This is a genomic window from Arthrobacter sp. MYb229 (assembly GCF_002975405.1).
Classification (GTDB): Bacteria; Actinomycetota; Actinomycetes; order Actinomycetales; family Micrococcaceae; genus Glutamicibacter.
Map to the genome: position 1 here is coordinate 723,597 of NZ_PCPS01000001.1, position 16,428 is coordinate 740,024.

Sequence of the window (16,428 nt, forward strand, 5' to 3'; positions counted from 1 at the left end):
GGGTGTGGATAAGGTCAGCGGCGGCGAACGGAGCGGGTGACGGTGAAGGTGGAGTTGCGGGCGAGCTGCTCGGTGGGGCCGATGCGCCGGGCGAGCTCGCCGCGGTAGCGCAGGTGCGAGTTGAAGACGCAGAGCAGGATCCCGCCCTCGGCCAGCACGCGGGCCGCCTCGTCGATCAATTTCAGCGCGATGCCGGCGTGGACCGTGTTCCCGATGTGGAAGGGCGGATTGAGCGTGACCAGCGTGGCGCTGGCCGCGGGGTGCCGGGCCAGGCCGTCGTCCTGCACGGCGCTGATCCGTCCTTCGAGCCCATTGGCGGCGGCCGAAAGCCGGGTGGAGGCGACCGCCGAGGCCGAATGATCCGAGGCGTCCACGCGCAGCGCGCGGTGGGTGAGCGCGGCGTAGACTCCGATGGAGCCGTTGCCGCAGGCCAGATCGAGCAGCGTGGCATGGTCGGAGAGCTCCGGCAGGTTCTCCAGCAGCAGCCGGGTGCCCGGGTCCAGGCGTTGCGCGCCGAAGGTGGCCGCCCCGGCGCGCAGGGTGAATTCGGTCCCGTTCACCGAATGCGTGGCCGCGAGCGGGTAGGCGCCCGACGGTGCCCCGGGCAAGGGGGTGTGCACGGTGAGCACGCGGGCCTTCTGCCGGGCGTGCGAGACCTCCAGGGCGGCGAAGCGCTTGGCCAGCAGCTCGTTCATCGTGCGGTTCATATGCTTGAGCATGCCGCCGGCGTGCACGATGGTGTGCGCGTCGCACTGTGCGGCGATGGCGGCGGCCTGCTCCTCGAGCACATCCAGCCCGCGCGGCAGGCAGAGCAGCACCAGGGTCGCGCCGCGGGCGACCTCATCGAGCGCGCGGAATTCCAGGCGGTCCGCCCAGTCCGGGGCCAGCCGCTGCAGGTTCGCGCTGATCGCCCGCGCGGAGGTCAGCGAGTCGGTGTGCACCTGCACCCGGCTTGCGCCGGAGGCCAGCGCCCCGAGGGCCAGCGCGCCGTAATGGTCCCCGATCACGGCCACCGTTTCCGGCCAGTGCGTGACGGTGTCCAGGATCAGCCGGTCCGCGGCATCGGCGGCGAAGAGGTTCTCCGCCTCGATATCGGGCCAGCGGCGCAGCTGCGCCAGGAGTTCGCGGCTCATAGGTCCACCCATCTGGTGTCGATCGGGCGCAGCATTCCGGCGCCGGAGGTCAGTGTGGCGATGGCGGTGCGCAGCGCCTGGGCGTCACCGGGCTCGTCGTTGATGCCGATACGCAGCACCGCGTCGGTCTCCCGCCAGAGCGTGTCGCCCAGCTGGTAGCCGGCGGAGCGCAGCTCGTTTTCCCAGCGGGCGGCCAGCGCATGCGCGGCGGGCAGCTCGAAGAGGCGCAGCCGTTGGCGGGTGCGCAGGGCCGCGTGGTTCAGCGCCTGGGAGACGGAGTCGGAATAGGCGCGGACCAGGCCGCCGGCGCCGAGCTTGATGCCGCCGAAGTAGCGCACGCAGACGGCGAGGACATCGGAGAGGTCAGCGCCCTGCCCGGTATCGCGTTTGGCCAGCGCCTCGAGCATCGGGATGCCGGCGGTGCCCGAGGGCTCCCCGTCGTCGTTCGAACGCTGGGTCATCCGATCCGGGCCGATGATGAACGCGCTGCAGTGGTGGCGGGCGTCGAAATGGGTTTTGCGCAGCGCCGCGAGATGCGTCCGGGCGGCGGCCTCGGATTCGACGCGGAAGAGGTAGGTGATGAAGCGCGAACGCTTGATCTCGACCTCGTGCACGCTGTCGCCGCCGAGCGTGGTGTAGCGGGTGGCGGCCGAGTCGTTGGTGTTCATCGTACTTAGTTTATAGGGTGGTAGACATGATCCATGTGGGACTGACCGGCGGCGTGGCTTCCGGCAAATCGGCAGTGGCGGCGCGTCTGGTGGAACTCGGCGCGGTGCTGATCGACGCGGACAAGCTCGCCCGGGAGGTTGTTGCGCCCGGAACGCCGGGCCTGGAAGCAATCCGGACGGCCTTCGGGGAGGGAGTTTTCTCCGCCGACGGGTCGCTGGACCGGGCGGCGCTCGGTGCGCTGGTCTTCGGCGACGAGGCCCAGCGGCGCAAGCTCAACGCGATCGTGCACCCGCTGGTGCGCGCCCGGGCGCAGGAGCTGCGCGCGGCCGCGGGGCAGCAGGCGATCGTGGTGGAGGACATTCCGCTGCTCGCCGAATCCGGGCAGGCGCAGGATTTTGACACCGTCATCGTCGTGCAGGCCCCCCGCGCGGAGCGGATCCGCCGGATGATCGAGGACCGCGGGTGGACCCGGGCGGATGCCGAATCCCGGATGGCCGCCCAGGCCAGCGACGCGCAGCGTGCGCAGATCGCCGATCATCTGCTGCATAATGAGGGGACACTCGAAGAGCTCCGCGCCCGGGTGACCGAACTATTTGAGAAGGAACTGCGCCGCTGATGCTGAAAATTTCGAAGTGGACGATGCTGGCGAGCTTCGCGCTCGCGCTGGTGCTCTGGCTGGGCTTCGGGGGCCGGGCGGAATATGTTGCCTCCAATGGCCCCTACTCGCCGGTGGTGTATCTCTCCGGCTGGATCGCCCTGCTCGGGCTGATCGCCGCCACGGCGCTGACCGTCGGGTTCTTCGGCGCGCAGATCCGCCGGACCGCGGCGCGCAATGCGGTGCGCACCGGCACCCGGCTGGGCCGCGGCAGGTAATTTCGCGATCGGCATGCCCCCAAGCGTAGGCGAGTGTCGGTGCGCCTCGTTATGCTGGAGGCATGAGCCTTGCACAGCCGATCAAGCGCGTCGTCGCCCCCTTCGAAGTCGTCAGCGAATACACCCCCGCCGGAGATCAGCCCACCGCCATCGCGGAGCTGACCCAGAGGCTCAACGGCGGCGAGAAGGACATCGTGCTGCTCGGCGCCACCGGAACCGGCAAGTCGGCGACCACCGCCTGGCTGGTGGAGCAGGTGCAGCGCCCCACCCTGGTGCTGGTGCAGAACAAGACGCTCGCCGCGCAGCTGGCCAACGAATTCCGCGAGCTGATGCCGAACAACGCGATCGAGTACTTCGTCTCCTACTACGACTACTACCAGCCCGAAGCCTATGTCGCGCAGACCGATACCTTCATCGAAAAGGATTCCTCGGTCAACGAGGAGGTCGAGCGGCTGCGCCACTCGGCGACCAACTCGCTGCTCACCCGCCGGGACGTGATCGTGGTGGCCACGGTGTCCTGCATCTACGGCCTGGGCACCCCGGAGGAGTACGTGGAGGGCATGGTCACGGTGCGCCGCGGCGAGGAGCTGAACCGCGACGCGATGCTGCGCCAGTTTGTGGCCATGCAGTACACCCGCAATGACATGGACTTCCACCGCGGCACCTTCCGGGTGCGCGGGGACACCGTGGAGATCATCCCGATGTACGAGGAGCAGGCGCTGCGCATCGAGTTCTTCGGCGACGAGGTGGAAGCGATCTACACGCTGCACCCGGTGACCGGGGAGGTCATCCGCGAGGAAACCGAAATGTACATCTTCCCGGCCAGCCACTATGTCGCCGGCGCCGAGCGCATGCACAAGGCGATCAAGACCATCGAGGACGAGCTGGCGGCGCGGCTGAAGGAGCTGGAGTCGCAGAATAAGCTCGTCGAGGCCCAGCGGCTGCGCATGCGCACCACCTATGACCTGGAAATGATGGAGCAGATGGGCTTCTGCAACGGCATCGAGAACTATTCGCGGCATATCGACGGCCGCGAGTCGGGCAGCGCCCCGCACTGCCTGATCGATTATTTCCCCGATGACTTCCTGCTGGTGATCGACGAGTCGCATGTGACGGTGCCGCAGATCGGCGCCATGTACGAGGGGGATATGTCGCGCAAGCGCAACCTGGTGGAGCACGGCTTCCGGCTTCCCTCGGCCATGGACAACCGCCCGCTGAAGTGGGATGAATTCCTCGAGCGCGTCGGGCAGACCGTGTATCTTTCGGCCACCCCGGGCAAGTACGAGCTGGGCAAGGCCGATGGCTTCGTGGAGCAGATCATCCGTCCCACCGGGCTGATCGACCCGGAGATCATCGTCAAGCCCACCAAGGGGCAGATCGATGACCTGCTCGACGAGATCCGCGTGCGCGTGGCCCGCAATGAGCGCGTGCTGGTGACCACGCTGACCAAGCGGATGGCCGAGGACCTGACCGACTACCTCACCGAGCACCAGATCCGCGTGCAGTACCTGCACTCGGATGTGGATACGATCCGCCGCGTGGAGCTGCTGCGCGAATTGCGCATGGGCTCCTTCGACGTGCTGGTGGGCATCAACCTGCTGCGCGAGGGCCTGGACCTTCCCGAGGTGTCGCTGGTGACGATCCTGGATGCGGACAAGCAGGGCTTTTTGCGTTCGGCGACCAGCCTGATCCAGACGATCGGCCGTGCCGCGCGCAACGTGTCCGGCCAGGTGATCATGTACGCGGACAAGGTCACCGATGCGATGGAAAAGGCCATCGAAGAAACCAACCGGCGCCGGGAGATCCAGCGGGCGCACAACGAGAAGCATGGGATCGACCCGACCCCGTTGCGCAAGAAGATCGCCGATATCACCGATCAGCTGGCCCGCGAGGATGCCGACACCCAGGAGCTGCTGAGCAACAACCGTCTGGCCAAGGACGCCAAGCGCAAGGCCGCGCCGATCCGCAAGGATGGTCTGGCCGCCGCGCCGGCGGAGGACCTGCTCGGGCAGATCGAGCAGATGACCGAGCAGATGCATGCGGCGGCCGCCGAGCTGCAGTTCGAGCTGGCCGCGCGCATTCGCGACGAGGTGGGGGAGCTGAAGAAGGAACTACGCCAGATGAAGGACGCCGGGCACGCTTAACACAATGTTAATCAGCGCCGTCCGTGTACCCTCTGACTAGCGTGGATGCAGGCGCTGGAGGTGCAGGAAGGGTGGTGGCGCGGCAGTGGGGTGCCCCGCCCGGGGCGCGCGCTAGACCGCCTGTAGGCTACAATTGAATCTCGTACGTAGGGGAGTATCCCAAATGCTGTGAACGTCAACACGCGGACCATCGAAGTTTCGCCGGGCGCAGCAGCCGAACACGAATTGATTTGTGACGGCGGAGAGACTTGCGAATCTTTGTCCTACCCTTACGACGAAAGGCTGCTCTTCTGTGGGCACTACAGGGTTAACTATCCAATTTGAAATCATTGCCTTGGTGGCGCTGTGCGTCATCCTGCTGCTTGATTTGTTGTACGTCGTGCGTCGACCGCACGAACCATCGATGAAGGAAGCCGGGCTTTTTGTCGGTTTCTACATCACCTTGGCGCTGATCTTCGGCGGCATTGTCTGGTGGCAGGCTGGCTCCCAGATCGGCCAGGAGTTCTACGCCGGCTGGATTACCGAGTACTCGTTGTCCATCGACAACCTGTTCGTCTTCATCATCATCATGACCCGCTTCGCGGTGCCGCGTAAGTACCAGCAAGAGGTGCTGATGTTCGGCATCATCATCGCACTGGTGCTGCGTGCGATCTTCATTCTCGCCGGCGCGGCCATGATCGAGCACTTCTCCTGGGTCTTCTACATCTTCGGCGCCTTCCTGCTCTGGACCGCTTGGCACCAGCTCAAGGACGACGATGAGGATGAGGGCAGCGAAAACGGCCTGGTCAAGAAGCTGACCAGCAAGATGCCATTCGCCAAGGAGTACGACGGCAACAAGCTGCGCACCGTGGTAAACGGCAAGAAGTTGTTCACTCCAATGGTCATGGTCTTCATTACCATCGGCATGACCGACCTGCTGTTCGCGGTCGACTCCATTCCGGCGATCTTCGGGCTGACCGATTCGGCATTCATCGTCTTCACCGCGAACATCTTCGCGCTGATGGGCCTGCGCCAGCTGTACTTCCTGCTTGGCGGCTTGATGAACCGCTTGGTCTTCCTGAAGCACGCACTGAGCTTCATCCTGGCCTTCATCGGCGTCAAGCTCGTATTCCACGCCTTGCATGAGAACGAGCTGCCGTTCATCAACGGCGGCCAGCACATCGACCTGCCATGGCTCGACATCAGCACCTCGCTGTCGCTGATCGTCATTCTGGCGACCATCGTTATTGCCACGGTGCTCTCGCTCTGGACCCCATTGGGCCGCAACGCGGCCGCCAAGGCCGAGGCTGCGGAGGCCGAAAAGGCTGCTTCCAATGCTTCGATCGAACGCGATCAGGACTCGGGCAAGTAGTCCGAACCCGAATCGGGAAATCACCCGCCGTATTCCATCCTCACCGATGGAATACGGCGGGTTTTCTGTTCTCTGGGTAACATAAAGCCGCAATTTACATAGGTGGCCTATGTAAATCTGCTAGGTTGTACTTATGACAAGCGAAGAAGATCCCCTGGCCGGCCTCGCGGGAGGCCTGACGCTCTTTTCCGGGGCGATGTCCCGGCTGCTCGGCCAGGCCGCTGGCGACGGGCGGTCGGTCACCGCATGGCGGGTGCTCTCGGTGCTCCACCGGCAGGGACCGCAGCGCGTGGGGGATCTGGCCGTGCAGCAGCGCATCGCCCAACCGAGCATGACCGGGTTGGTGATGCGCCTGGAAAAGGACGGACTGGTGCAGCGTGCCGCCGATCCGCAAGACGGCCGCGCCTCGCTTGTCTCGGTGACCGAGCTCGGGGTAGAAGAGCTCACGGCGTATAGGCAACGGGCGATCAACGCGTTGACCGGCAGCATCGAAGCGATGACCGAGCCGGAGCGGGAGACGCTCAACCGGGCGCTGCCGCTGCTCGAGCGCATGGTGCTGGAACTGGCCGAAAACCTGGATCGCTAGCCCCGCGCCGCACCTGCCAAAACAACTAATAATTCGCAGAAGCTGGCTTTATGACGAAAAATACTCAACCGCGCAATCCGCTGTTGCACCAACCAAAATCCGTGTGGGCCATCGCCTTCGCCTGCATGGTCTCGTTCATGGGAATCGGGCTGGTCGATCCGATCCTTCCGGCGATCAGCCGAGACCTGGACGCCACGGCCTCGCAAACCATGCTGCTGTTCACCAGCTACCTGTTCATCACCGGGTTGGCGATGTTCTTCACCAGCTGGGTCTCCACGCTGATCGGCGTGAAGCAGACCCTGCTCGGCGGACTGGTGCTGATCGTGCTCTTCGCCGCGCTGGCCGGGGCCAGCGGCTCGATCAACCAGATCCTCGCCTACCGCGCCGGCTGGGGACTGGGCAATGCGCTATTCATCTCCACGGCCCTGGCCGCCATCGTCGGCGCCGCCAGCGGTGGCAGCCGGCAGGCGATCGTGCTTTACGAGGCGGCGCTGGGCGTGGGCATGGCGGTGGGGCCGCTGCTGGGCGGGGTGCTCGGCAGCCTGTCCTGGCGCGGACCGTTCTTCGGCACCGCCACGCTGATGGCGATCGGACTCATCGCGATCCTCGCATTCCTCAGCTTGCCGGACAAGCCCGCGGGCCAGCTGAAGATCTCCCCATGGGCAAGCTTTGCGGCCCTGCGGAATCCCGCCCTGCGCACCATGGCGCTCACCGCGGTGCTGTACAACTTCGGGTTCTTCGTGCTGCTGGCCTATTCGCCCTACCCGCTGGAGGCCGCCGCCAAGACGCAGGGAATCGAATTTGGCGCCGCGGAACTTGGTTGGGTGTTCTTCGGCTGGGGACTGTTGCTGGCGATCACCTCGGTGCTCGTCGCCCCGTTGCTGACCCGGCGTTTCGGCCTGCGCCCCATCATGTTTGCCGCGCTGAGCCTGCTGGGACTGCTGCTCGCCTCGATGGCGGTGTTGCACACGCAGCTGAGCGCGCTCATCGCGCTGATCGTCGTCGCCGGCCTGGTGTTGGGCATCCTCAACACCGCGCTGACGGAGGCGGTGATGGAAGCCACCGAGCTGCCGCGCAACGTGGCAAGCTCCACCTACTCGGGAGTGCGTTTCCTGGGAGGAGCGATCGCCCCTGCGGTGGCCGGGCCGATCGCCGCGGCCATGGGGGCCGGCGCGCCCTACTGGTTCGGCGCCGCCGCCGTGTTCGCCTCGATCCTGGTGCTGGGACTGCTCGGTGGGCATCTGTCCCACCTCGGTGCCGGGGCGCACACGGGGCCCGAGGAAATAGCCGCCGCCGATACGGTGGCTCCCACCGGTTCGACCCGCTAGCCGGGCTTAAAACGATGCTGGGGCCTGACTTACCACTTAAGGTAACTCAGGCCCCAGCCGTGTTTAGCTGATACTTAGTTCGTCGGAGTGAGGATGATGCGCAGTGGCGCGAGCAGCGCCTCTTCCTCGGCCGGCAGCCCGAAGGTCTCCGCCAACATCACGATGAATGCTCCGCCCATGGTGGGGTGCAGCATGTGGTGGTTGGTGTAGATCAACGGGATTTCATCTTCGTCCTCTTCGGGGTCCACTTCGTAGGCCTCGGTATCGATGGGACGTGCCAGAACCAAATGGTCGCCGTTCTCAACGAACAGCAGCTCGTAGCGGTAGCCATCCTCGTAGAGCAGCACACTGTTCGGCTTGTCCGAGGGGCCGAAGTACTCGGGGTGCTCGGCCACGAAAGGCAGTTCGGAAACTTCCTGCCAATTCTGCGCCAGGTTCACGAAGTCGGTGAGCCGTTCGGCGAAGTCCTCGGCGGTGAGCGGGAACTCCGGGTCGAAGGTATAAACCGGCTCGAAATCAGCGTCCGAATCATCCAGTGCGGAGGTCGTGGCGAAAATTGCTTCACCGTGGAGAACCAGGGCGAAGTCAATTTCGGACTCGACGAACTTGTAGACCAACGCGTCCTCTTCGGCGCGATCGATCGTCATGTTGTATGGCAGGTGTGCGGCTGCGATGATGCCGTCAAATTCTTCGACCTTCGAGACCAGATCGTCTGGAACATCGACACCATTAGTATTGTTTCCCATAGTGTTCCTTTCGACCTATATATCGGGCTAGCTGCCCTTGAGCGAAAACCTAGCACGCGCGGCGTGCGCGAACAGCATCCGCCACACCAGTTGCACCAAGGCCCGCCAAAGCGAAGGCGCCAAGCAACTTCGAGGTTGGTTGGCGCCTTTGCTTGTGTGCCAGTCTAGCCACCGCGGAGCACCGGCGATAGTGCTCAGTCGCCGGCCGCTGCGGCTTCCGGGTCTTCCCCGTTAGTCATCGCCAGCAGCCGGCGGAAGATGGCCGGACCGTCATCGCCGATTCCGTCGTGGTGGAAATCCTCGGTGACCCAGGGTTGCAGGCCCTTGACTTGGGAAGCGGTGCGCAAGGACAGTTCGCGGTCGACATAGACGTCATCGTGGTAGACGGCGGCCGCGACCGGGACGGTGTTGCGCGCGAGCACGTCGAGGTCGTAGAGCGGGCCGAAATGTTCGTGCTCGGCTAAAATCCGAGCCACCTCTTCGAGCGGGCGCAGCGCGGGATCTTCGGTGAAATGCCAGCGGTAGACCATCTCACCGGTGAGCAGCGGGGTGTCCGCCTGCTCGGCGAAGCCCGGATACTCCTCCAGCACCTGTTCCGCGGCCCAATGGGTCGCCGAACCTTGGGCGTAGATGGTTTCGTGCATCAGCGCGTAGAGCGGATTGGTGGCGAAGGAGGCCTGGGCGTACAGGGCGGACAGGAAGGCATCCGAGAGCCGGGGTCCTCCCGGAGTCGGTGCGAAGGCCTCCTCGAAGACGTGGTGCAGCAGGTGTACGCGGGTGTTGCCGCCTAGGAACATGCCGAGCATCTGCACTAGCTGCACGGTGACCTTGCGCCCGTCGGGCAGCAGCTCGTCGTCATTGTGCCGCAGGTGCTCGTAGATCTTGTGCAGGGTCTCGAAGTCTTGCGGGTACCAGGAGAAGTATTCGCGGTTGCGTTCGGCCATGCGCTGGTAGGTGGCCCGGTACACGGTCTGCGCATCGGCATCCAGGGAGGCGAGCCCGCCGGTGACCAGGCTGCGTTCGAGGGATTCGGGGAACATCGACAGGTAGGTCAGCGTGCAGAACCCGCCGTAGCTCTGCCCGAAGGTGCTCCACTTCTCGATGCCCAGCTGCTCACGCAGCGCCTCGGCGTCGCGCACGATCGAGTCGGCGCGGAAGTGCGTGAGGTAGCGCGCTTGGGCGGCCGCGTCGCCCCGCAAACCCAGCGTCTGGTGGGTCGCCGGGGTGGACAGGCCGGTGCCGCGCTGATCGAGCAGCAGCACCCGGAAGTGCTTGGTCGCTTCGGCCAGCCAGCCGGACAGGGAGCCGGGGCGCGGGGCCTTCCCGCCCGGGCCGCCCTGCAGGAACAGCAACCATGGCTTGCCCGCATCGGTGCTGATTTCGCGGGCGAAGACGGTGATCTTCTCGCCGCCTGCGGTCCCATGCACCAGCGGGACTTCGACGCGGTGCTCGGTGACGTCCATGCCGCGGTAGTGAATCATCGGGCCAACTCCTCTAGTGCGGGGCCGTCCAGGCGGCGAGTGCTCCAACCGTCCATGGCGGAGGAATGAATCGAATCGTAGAAGGCGATCGCCGGGGCATTCCAGTCAAGGACCGCCCACTCCAACCGGCGGTAGCCGCGCGCCACGCAGATCTGCGCCAAGGTTCTGAGCAGCGCGGTGCCGGTGCCTTTGCCGCGCTCGCTTTCCTGCACGTACAGATCCTCCAGGTGGATGCCGTGGCGCCCTTCCCAGGTGGAGTAGGTCGGGAACCACATCGCGATTCCGACAAGCAGCCCGGACTCGTCCTCGGCGACGTGGGTGAAGACCTTCGGATCCTCGCCGAAGAGGTGTTCTTCCAAGTCCGCGACCGTGTTCTTCACGGCGTCTGGTTCTTTTTCATACACCGCCAGCTCGTGGATCAAGTCGAGGATTCGCGGGCAGTCCGCAAGGCGCGCTTCTCTGATTCGTGACATGTGCTTAAGCTTACCGCCGTCGTGCGGCTATAACGTCGGTGACCAGTCCTAAGGTGGAATCCATGATGGGTGGACACCACGCCATGAGCGGCGCAGCCGCATGGCTAGCAATAACAACTCCGGTGACCGTTGGATCCGTGAACCTGGGATTCGGCGCATTGCACATGGAGCGGTGGGAAACCCTCGCCGGGGCGATCGTCTGCGCCGGGGCGGCCCTGCTGCCCGACGCCGACCATCACAACGCCACGATCGCCCGTTCCCTGCCGCCGATTTCCAATATCCTCGCGCGGATCATCGGGAAGGTCGCCGGCGGCCACCGCAACGGGACGCACTCGATCCTGGGCATCTTGTTCTTCATTTTTGTGGCCTGGCTGGCCGACTCGTGGTCGATGGAAGTGTCCCAGCTCGGGGTGGTGTATCCCGGCGCAGCGCTCTTTGCGATCCTGCTGATTTCCTTCGCGGTGAAAAGCGTGAAATTCATGCCGCCCTTGCTGTGCTGGGTGATTGCCCTGGCCGCCGGGGCGTTTGTCGGCATGAACGCTCCGCTCGAACGGGCCTGGTTCCCGCTGGCGGTCACCGCCGGGGTGATCGTGCACATTCTGGGGGATATGCTCACCATCGGCGGGTGCAACTTGCTGTGGCCGATCAAGATCGGTGCCCCGCGGTGGTTCCGCAGAATACCGGTCATCGGGGACTGCTGGAAAGCTAACGGGCGGGTCGCCTTGCCGATCCTCGCCGAAACCGGTTCGAAGGCCGAATGGATCCTTGCCAGCCTGATGACATCCTATGTGGCCATAGCGATCATCTTGGCTTAGCGCGTGCGCTCGTACTCGATGATGCTCACTCCGGAATCAAAGGTCCGAGTGCGCACCGGGACAAAGGGCAACGCGGCGTAGCCGGCGGCACCGAACAACGCGATTCCCGAGCCGAAGACCAGCGGGTGGCGTTTGAGGATGAGCGTGTCGATTTCCTCGCTGAGCGCTCCGGCCAATTGCCCGCCGCCGCAAAGGTAGATATCTAGCCCGGCATCCTGTTTCAATTCGCGTACCTTGCCCACCGGGTCGCCGGTGAGTTCAATGTGCTCCGGGACCGTGCGCGCGGAACGCGAGACCACAATCTGCCGAAGATGGGTGTAGGGGCTGTCGAGGCCGCCGTAGATTTCGGGATTGTAGGTATTCCAGCCCATCAGCACGGTGTCGAATTTGGTACCCGGAGCGCTGGTTCCAAGGGCCTGGTGAATATGTGCGGGTACCGCGTCGGCGTATTCGCCAAGGATCGGTTGCATGTGGTCTCCCTCGGTGGGAAACGCCGCAAAACCGCCATCGGGCGCCGCGATATAACCATCCAGGCTCACCGCCACATAGTAAACAAGCTTTCGACCCATCGCGCACACCCTTCTTCGAACCGGTTCTCGGCCCGGTAATTTTCACATGCTAACACGCACGGAATACGGCCGCTAGGGAACCGGGCCTGGGCGGTGTGCCCAGAGTGAAAGCCCTTTGTTGTGGCCTCTGCCACTGCTGTACTTGGGAGCATGAAACTTCTTGTGCTTGGCGGAACGATGTTCCTATCGCAGTACGTTGCCCAATTCGCGTCGGATGCCGGGCACCGGGTCACTTGCGCGGCCCGCGGGGAAAGCGGGGTGGCTCCGCAGGGCTGCGAGTTCATTTATTGGGACCGGAACGAGCCGGCGCCAGTCGAACTCACCGCCGGGCAATTCGACGCGGTGATCGATGTCTCGCGAACCCCGGCGCACGTACGCCGGGCCACGCAAGAGCTCCGCGCCGATCATTGGGTCTTCGTGTCCACCATCTCCGTGTATGCCGATCTGTCGCACCCCGGCGGAACACCAGCCGACACCAAACTATTCGAACCGCTGGAAAGCGACGGCGGGCGATCAACGGCCGAATCCTATGGGGCGATGAAGGTTGCCTGCGAGCAACTCATTGTTGAACTTCACGCGCCGGCCGCGATCATCCGGCCGGGACTGCTCATCGGGCCCAAAGATCCCACCGGCAGGTTCAGTTATTGGCCGGAGCATGCGGCGCGCAGCCTAGCGGACGGCTTGGAACTATTGGTGCCGCTTGCCGCCGAAGACCCGGTGCAGGTGCTGGACGCGCGCGATCTGGCAACCTGGCTCATCGAGCTCGCCGAGAATAAATCCACCGGAACCTTTGACGCGGTGGGCCCGGCAACTTCGCGCCGCGAATTCATCGCGCAGATCTTCGAGGCGCTGGAAGGCGAGCCAAGGGTGCACTGGGCCGATGCTGCGTCGCTGCACGAGCAGGGCGTGGTGCCATGGAGCGGGGAACGCTCGCTTCCGCTGTGGCTTCCGGATCCGGCGGTGGCCGGCATGCTTGATCGCGATCATCGTCCGGCTCGGCAAGCGGGGCTGCGCACCCGGTCCTTAGCGCGGACTAGTCTTGACACGCTTCAATGGCTCAACGGAACAGACCGCGCACGGACCGGTCTGAGCCGTGAAGAGGAGGTAGGCGTCCTGGAAAATTTGGCCGCCGCCGCGCGCGGAACCAGCCGCTAGGCCACGCGCCGTAGCGAACCGCGTATTTTAATTATTCCCCGGACGGGGCGGTTCGCCGGTTTAGGGCTGAGGCAACCCTTGCGCCTGGGACCGTGGTTTCCAGCTCTGGTACAGCAACCACGTACCCGCAACGGTCAATGCCACCTGCAGCAGCGTGGCCAGCAGATCTTCGGCGGTGAACAGCACCGCGTGATTGCTAATGAGACTCAGCCATGCGAGGAACATGACGAAACTGCCGATCTTGCGCAGCCTGATTGGATTCATGGGACAAACAATACCGTCGAATCCACGCAAAAGGTTAGCCGTGACAGGTTAATTTCCGCCGAATTTTTTTCGGCTGCGTTTGACCGTGGGCAAGTACCCGCTAGAGCTATCTGATAGCCGGCCGGACTAGGAGATATGGAAAAACCTTGCTGCTATAAAAGTGGCGGTTCTCATGCACCTGCATCAGGTACATGACAACCGCCACTAGGTGAGCGAAAGGCAAGGCAATCGACTGCCGCGAAGAACTAGTCCATCCGACCGACCGCGGTGACCGTGACTACCGGGGCGCCGAGTTCATCGGAGTCGTCCAAGGAGATGGTGGCGTTGATTCCCCAGTCATGGTGCTCTTCCGGATCGGCGAAGATCTGGCGGACCTCCCAGATCCGGTTCGGCTTCTCGGTGACCACAAATAGGTTCGAGCCGCGGCCGTTCGGGCCGTCATCGATGTCCTCGTGTTCCTCGAAGTAGTCATCCATGGCCTCGGCCCATGCATCGGCAGCAAAACCGCTATGCCCATCGAGTTCGCCCAAGGCCTGATCTTGTTCATCGGCGAAGAGCTTGACCCGGCGGAACATCTCGTTGCGAACCATCACGCGGAAGGCACGCATATTCGTGGTGAGCCTCTCCGGGGCGGGGGGAGTGATCTCGGTTTCTTCGTGCAGCTCGCCGCGCGAGAGCTCCTCCCATTCGTCGAGCAGCGAAGAGTCAATCTGGCGGATCAATTCGCCCAGCCATTCGATGAGGTCTTCGAGGTCTTCGCGCAGCGAATCCTGCGGGACGGTCTGGCGCAGGGCCTTGTACGCGTCGGTGAGGTAGCGCAGCAGCACACCTTCGGAGCGAGCCAGCTGGTAGTACTGGACGAAGTCCGAGAAGCCCATGGCGCGTTCGTACATGTCGCGCACGACGGACTTGGGCTGAAGCTCGAAGTCCGCCAACCAGGGGGCACCGGAACGGTACTGCTCGAAGGCCGCCTCGAGCTTCTCCGCCAGCGGCTGCGGGTAGGTGACCTCATCCAGGGCCGCCATGCGCGCGTCGTAGTCCAGGCCTTCGGCCTTCATCGCGGCAATTGCCTCGCCGCGGGCCTTCTTCTCCTGGCCCGAAAGCACCTGGCGCGGCTTCTCCAAGGTCGCCTCGATCACCGAGACGACATCCAACGCGTAGCTGGGGGATTCTGGTTCGAAGAGTTCCAGGGCCGCCAGGGCAAATGGCGACAGCGGCTGGTTCAGCGCGAAGTTCTGCTGCAGGTGCACGGTCAGCTCGTAGTAGTTGCCGTATTCATCGGGTTCCGCGCGCCGCACCACCACGCCGGTGGCGATCAGCTCGCGCAGAATGCCCAGGGCGCGCAGCTTCAGCTTGCGCTGTGAGGCGGGGGTCTCATGGTTCTCGGTGAGCAGGCGCATGGCCGCCTCGAAGGCATTGTCCTCGCGTTCGAGCAGGTTCAGCAGCATCGAGTGGGAGACCTGGAAGGAGGACTTCAGCGTCTCCGGATCGGCATGCACGATCTTGTCGTAGGTCTTCTCGCCCCAGGTGACGAAGTTCTGCGGCGGCTTCTTCTTCGGGATCTGCTTGAGCTTTGAGGAGCCCTCACCGTGCTTCTTCAGGGCCTTTTCCATGGCCTTGTGGTTCTCGATCGCATGCTCGGGAGCCTGGACCAGCACGGTGCCGGCGGTGTCGAAGCCGGCGCGCCCGGCGCGGCCGGCAATCTGATGGAACTCGCGGGCGTTGAGGGTGCGGGTACGGGTGCCGTCGAACTTGGACAGCGCGGTGATCAGCACCGTGCGGATGGGCACGTTGATGCCCACGCCCAGGGTGTCGGTACCGCAGATGACCTTCAGCAGCCCGGCCTGGGCCAGCTGCTCGACCAGCCGGCGGTACTTGGGCAGCATGCCGGCGTGGTGCACGCCGATGCCGTGGCGCACCAGCCGGTTCAGCGTCTTGCCGAACCCTGCCGCGAAGCGGAATCCGGCCACCAGCTCGGCGATGCGGTCCTTTTCCTCGCGGGTGCACACGTTGACGCTCATCAAGCCGGTGGCGCGATCGATCGCGTCCAGCTGGGAGAAGTGCACGATGTAGATCGGGACCTGCTGGGTTTTGATCAGTTCCTCGACGGCTTCCTGAACCGGTTCCATCGAGTAGTAGAAGTGCAGCGGGATGGGACGCTCGGAGTGCGCCACCGTCACGGTGGTTTTTCCGGTGCGGTCTTCAAGTTCCTTCTCGAAACGGCTCACGTCGCCCAGGGTGGCGCTCATCAGCAGGAACTGCGACTGCGGCAGCTCGATGAGCGGCAATTGCCAGGCCCAGCCGCGCTGTGGATCTGCATAGAAGTGGAACTCGTCCATGATGACCACCCCGGCATCCGCGCGCGAGCCTTCGCGCAGGGCGATGTTTGCCAATATCTCGGCGGTGCAGCAGATGATCGGCGCGTCGGCATTCACCGAGGAGTCGCCGGTGACCATGCCGACGTTTTCGGCCCCGAAGATCTTGCACAGGTCGAAGAACTTCTCCGAGACCAGGGCCTTGATCGGGGCGGTATAGAAGCTGATCTGGTCGCGGGACATCGCGTAGAAGTGCGCGGCAATGGCGACCAGCGACTTGCCCGAGCCGGTGGGCGTCGCCAAAATGACGTTGCTTCCGGCGGCCAAGGCCATCGAAGCCTCGTCCTGGGCGGGGTATAGGTCGATGCCGCGGGTGGTTACCCAGCGGCCAAAGGACTCGTAAATCTCGTCGTCGGAAACGTTCTTCGCATCTGCAGGCAGGTAATCGGTGAGCAACATGATGTTCTAAGCCTATCCGTTGAGAACTGTGACCGGAGGCTAGCTGAACGCTGAGCCGTGGTACTAG

The 16,428-nt window shown here is 64.2% G+C and carries 16 protein-coding genes; 8 read left to right on the forward strand and 8 right to left on the reverse strand.

The window, feature by feature from the left end; genetic code table 11:
• Positions 1-14: 14 nt before the first annotated feature.
• Together CQ019_RS03390 and CQ019_RS03395 are read right to left on the reverse strand one after the other, a co-directional pair.
• The gene (locus CQ019_RS03390; protein WP_181148235.1) at positions 15-1,133 is read right to left on the reverse strand and encodes a class I SAM-dependent methyltransferase; all 1,119 of its coding nucleotides are present in this window, start codon (positions 1,131-1,133) and stop codon (positions 15-17) included.
• Entirely contained in the window at positions 1,130-1,801 is a 672-nt protein-coding gene (locus CQ019_RS03395) for a YigZ family protein (RefSeq protein WP_105552330.1), read from the reverse strand. The genes CQ019_RS03390 and CQ019_RS03395 overlap by 4 nt, the downstream gene beginning before the upstream one ends.
• A gap of 26 nt (positions 1,802-1,827) precedes the next feature.
• On the opposite strand from CQ019_RS03395, the gene coaE reads away from it, so the two are divergent.
• The 6 genes from coaE (at position 1,828) to CQ019_RS03425 (ending at position 8,084) form a co-directional block, all read left to right on the forward strand.
• Positions 1,828-2,418: a dephospho-CoA kinase gene (gene coaE / locus CQ019_RS03400; RefSeq protein ID WP_105552507.1), complete on the forward strand. Its 591-nt coding sequence runs from the start codon at positions 1,828-1,830 to the stop codon at positions 2,416-2,418.
• Positions 2,418-2,675, forward strand: a complete 258-nt coding sequence (locus CQ019_RS03405; RefSeq protein ID WP_105552329.1) for a hypothetical protein — start codon at positions 2,418-2,420, stop codon at positions 2,673-2,675. Before coaE ends, CQ019_RS03405 begins: the two co-directional genes overlap by 1 nt.
• A 62-nt stretch (positions 2,676-2,737) precedes the next feature.
• Complete coding sequence (gene uvrB, locus CQ019_RS03410; RefSeq protein WP_096285200.1) at positions 2,738-4,819, forward strand: excinuclease ABC subunit UvrB; 2,082 nt, start codon at positions 2,738-2,740, stop codon at positions 4,817-4,819.
• Positions 4,820-5,111: 292 nt separating this feature from the next.
• A complete protein-coding gene (locus CQ019_RS03415; protein ID WP_105568920.1) occupies positions 5,112-6,170 on the forward strand; it encodes a TerC family protein in 1,059 nt (352 codons plus the stop codon).
• Positions 6,171-6,303: 133 nt separating this feature from the next.
• The gene (locus tag CQ019_RS03420; protein WP_096285196.1) at positions 6,304-6,756 is read left to right on the forward strand and encodes a MarR family winged helix-turn-helix transcriptional regulator; all 453 of its coding nucleotides are present in this window, start codon (positions 6,304-6,306) and stop codon (positions 6,754-6,756) included.
• Positions 6,757-6,806: 50 nt separating this feature from the next.
• Positions 6,807-8,084, forward strand: coding sequence for an MFS transporter (locus CQ019_RS03425; RefSeq protein ID WP_105568921.1), 1,278 nt, complete (start codon positions 6,807-6,809; stop codon positions 8,082-8,084).
• Positions 8,085-8,158: 74 nt separating this feature from the next.
• Here CQ019_RS03425 and CQ019_RS03430 read toward each other — a convergent pair whose 3' ends face one another.
• From CQ019_RS03430 to CQ019_RS03440, 3 genes are all read right to left on the reverse strand, one after another.
• Complete coding sequence (locus CQ019_RS03430) at positions 8,159-8,830, reverse strand: hypothetical protein (protein WP_105568922.1); 672 nt, start codon at positions 8,828-8,830, stop codon at positions 8,159-8,161.
• Positions 8,831-9,024: 194 nt separating this feature from the next.
• On the reverse strand, positions 9,025-10,311 hold the full coding sequence (locus tag CQ019_RS03435) for an alpha/beta fold hydrolase (protein ID WP_105568923.1): 1,287 nt from the start codon (positions 10,309-10,311) through the stop codon (positions 9,025-9,027).
• Positions 10,308-10,784: a GNAT family N-acetyltransferase gene (locus tag CQ019_RS03440; protein ID WP_105568924.1), complete on the reverse strand. Its 477-nt coding sequence runs from the start codon at positions 10,782-10,784 to the stop codon at positions 10,308-10,310. The genes CQ019_RS03435 and CQ019_RS03440 overlap by 4 nt, the downstream gene beginning before the upstream one ends.
• Positions 10,785-10,846: 62 nt before the next feature.
• Here CQ019_RS03440 and CQ019_RS03445 point away from each other — a divergent pair, with 62 nt between their 5' ends.
• Positions 10,847-11,599, forward strand: coding sequence for a metal-dependent hydrolase (locus CQ019_RS03445; RefSeq protein ID WP_105568925.1), 753 nt, complete (start codon positions 10,847-10,849; stop codon positions 11,597-11,599).
• Here the strand turns inward: CQ019_RS03445 and CQ019_RS03450 are convergent.
• A complete protein-coding gene (locus CQ019_RS03450) occupies positions 11,596-12,168 on the reverse strand; it encodes a dihydrofolate reductase family protein (RefSeq protein WP_105568926.1) in 573 nt (190 codons plus the stop codon). The genes CQ019_RS03445 and CQ019_RS03450 overlap by 4 nt on opposite strands.
• Before the next feature lie 150 nt (positions 12,169-12,318).
• Between CQ019_RS03450 and CQ019_RS03455 the strand changes: the two genes are divergently transcribed.
• Positions 12,319-13,323 carry an NAD-dependent epimerase/dehydratase family protein gene (locus tag CQ019_RS03455; protein ID WP_146113304.1) on the forward strand — a complete coding sequence of 335 codons (1,005 nt, stop codon included), beginning with the start codon at positions 12,319-12,321 and terminating at the stop codon, positions 13,321-13,323.
• A gap of 60 nt (positions 13,324-13,383) precedes the next feature.
• Here CQ019_RS03455 and CQ019_RS03460 read toward each other — a convergent pair whose 3' ends face one another.
• Both CQ019_RS03460 and CQ019_RS03465 read right to left on the reverse strand, forming a co-directional pair.
• Complete coding sequence (locus tag CQ019_RS03460; RefSeq protein WP_105568927.1) at positions 13,384-13,587, reverse strand: hypothetical protein; 204 nt, start codon at positions 13,585-13,587, stop codon at positions 13,384-13,386.
• Positions 13,588-13,832: 245 nt separating this feature from the next.
• Complete coding sequence (locus tag CQ019_RS03465) at positions 13,833-16,361, reverse strand: RNA helicase (RefSeq protein ID WP_105568928.1); 2,529 nt, start codon at positions 16,359-16,361, stop codon at positions 13,833-13,835.
• Positions 16,362-16,428: the final 67 nt, after the last annotated feature.

Coding starts and splice junctions, on each gene's coding strand:
- CQ019_RS03390 (WP_181148235.1), bottom strand. CDS start 1,133: ATGAGCCGCGAACTCCTGGCGCAGCTGCGCCGCTGGCCCGATATCGAG.
- CQ019_RS03395 (WP_105552330.1), bottom strand. CDS start 1,801: ATGAACACCAACGACTCGGCCGCCACCCGCTACACCACGCTCGGCGGC.
- coaE (WP_105552507.1), top strand. CDS start 1,828: ATGATCCATGTGGGACTGACCGGCGGCGTGGCTTCCGGCAAATCGGCA.
- CQ019_RS03405 (WP_105552329.1), top strand. CDS start 2,418: ATGCTGAAAATTTCGAAGTGGACGATGCTGGCGAGCTTCGCGCTCGCG.
- uvrB (WP_096285200.1), top strand. CDS start 2,738: ATGAGCCTTGCACAGCCGATCAAGCGCGTCGTCGCCCCCTTCGAAGTC.
- CQ019_RS03420 (WP_096285196.1), top strand. CDS start 6,304: ATGACAAGCGAAGAAGATCCCCTGGCCGGCCTCGCGGGAGGCCTGACG.
- CQ019_RS03425 (WP_105568921.1), top strand. CDS start 6,807: ATGACGAAAAATACTCAACCGCGCAATCCGCTGTTGCACCAACCAAAA.
- CQ019_RS03430 (WP_105568922.1), bottom strand. CDS start 8,830: ATGGGAAACAATACTAATGGTGTCGATGTTCCAGACGATCTGGTCTCG.
- CQ019_RS03435 (WP_105568923.1), bottom strand. CDS start 10,311: ATGATTCACTACCGCGGCATGGACGTCACCGAGCACCGCGTCGAAGTC.
- CQ019_RS03440 (WP_105568924.1), bottom strand. CDS start 10,784: ATGTCACGAATCAGAGAAGCGCGCCTTGCGGACTGCCCGCGAATCCTC.
- CQ019_RS03445 (WP_105568925.1), top strand. CDS start 10,847: ATGATGGGTGGACACCACGCCATGAGCGGCGCAGCCGCATGGCTAGCA.
- CQ019_RS03450 (WP_105568926.1), bottom strand. CDS start 12,168: ATGGGTCGAAAGCTTGTTTACTATGTGGCGGTGAGCCTGGATGGTTAT.
- CQ019_RS03455 (WP_146113304.1), top strand. CDS start 12,319: ATGAAACTTCTTGTGCTTGGCGGAACGATGTTCCTATCGCAGTACGTT.
- CQ019_RS03460 (WP_105568927.1), bottom strand. CDS start 13,587: ATGAATCCAATCAGGCTGCGCAAGATCGGCAGTTTCGTCATGTTCCTC.
- CQ019_RS03465 (WP_105568928.1), bottom strand. CDS start 16,361: ATGTTGCTCACCGATTACCTGCCTGCAGATGCGAAGAACGTTTCCGAC.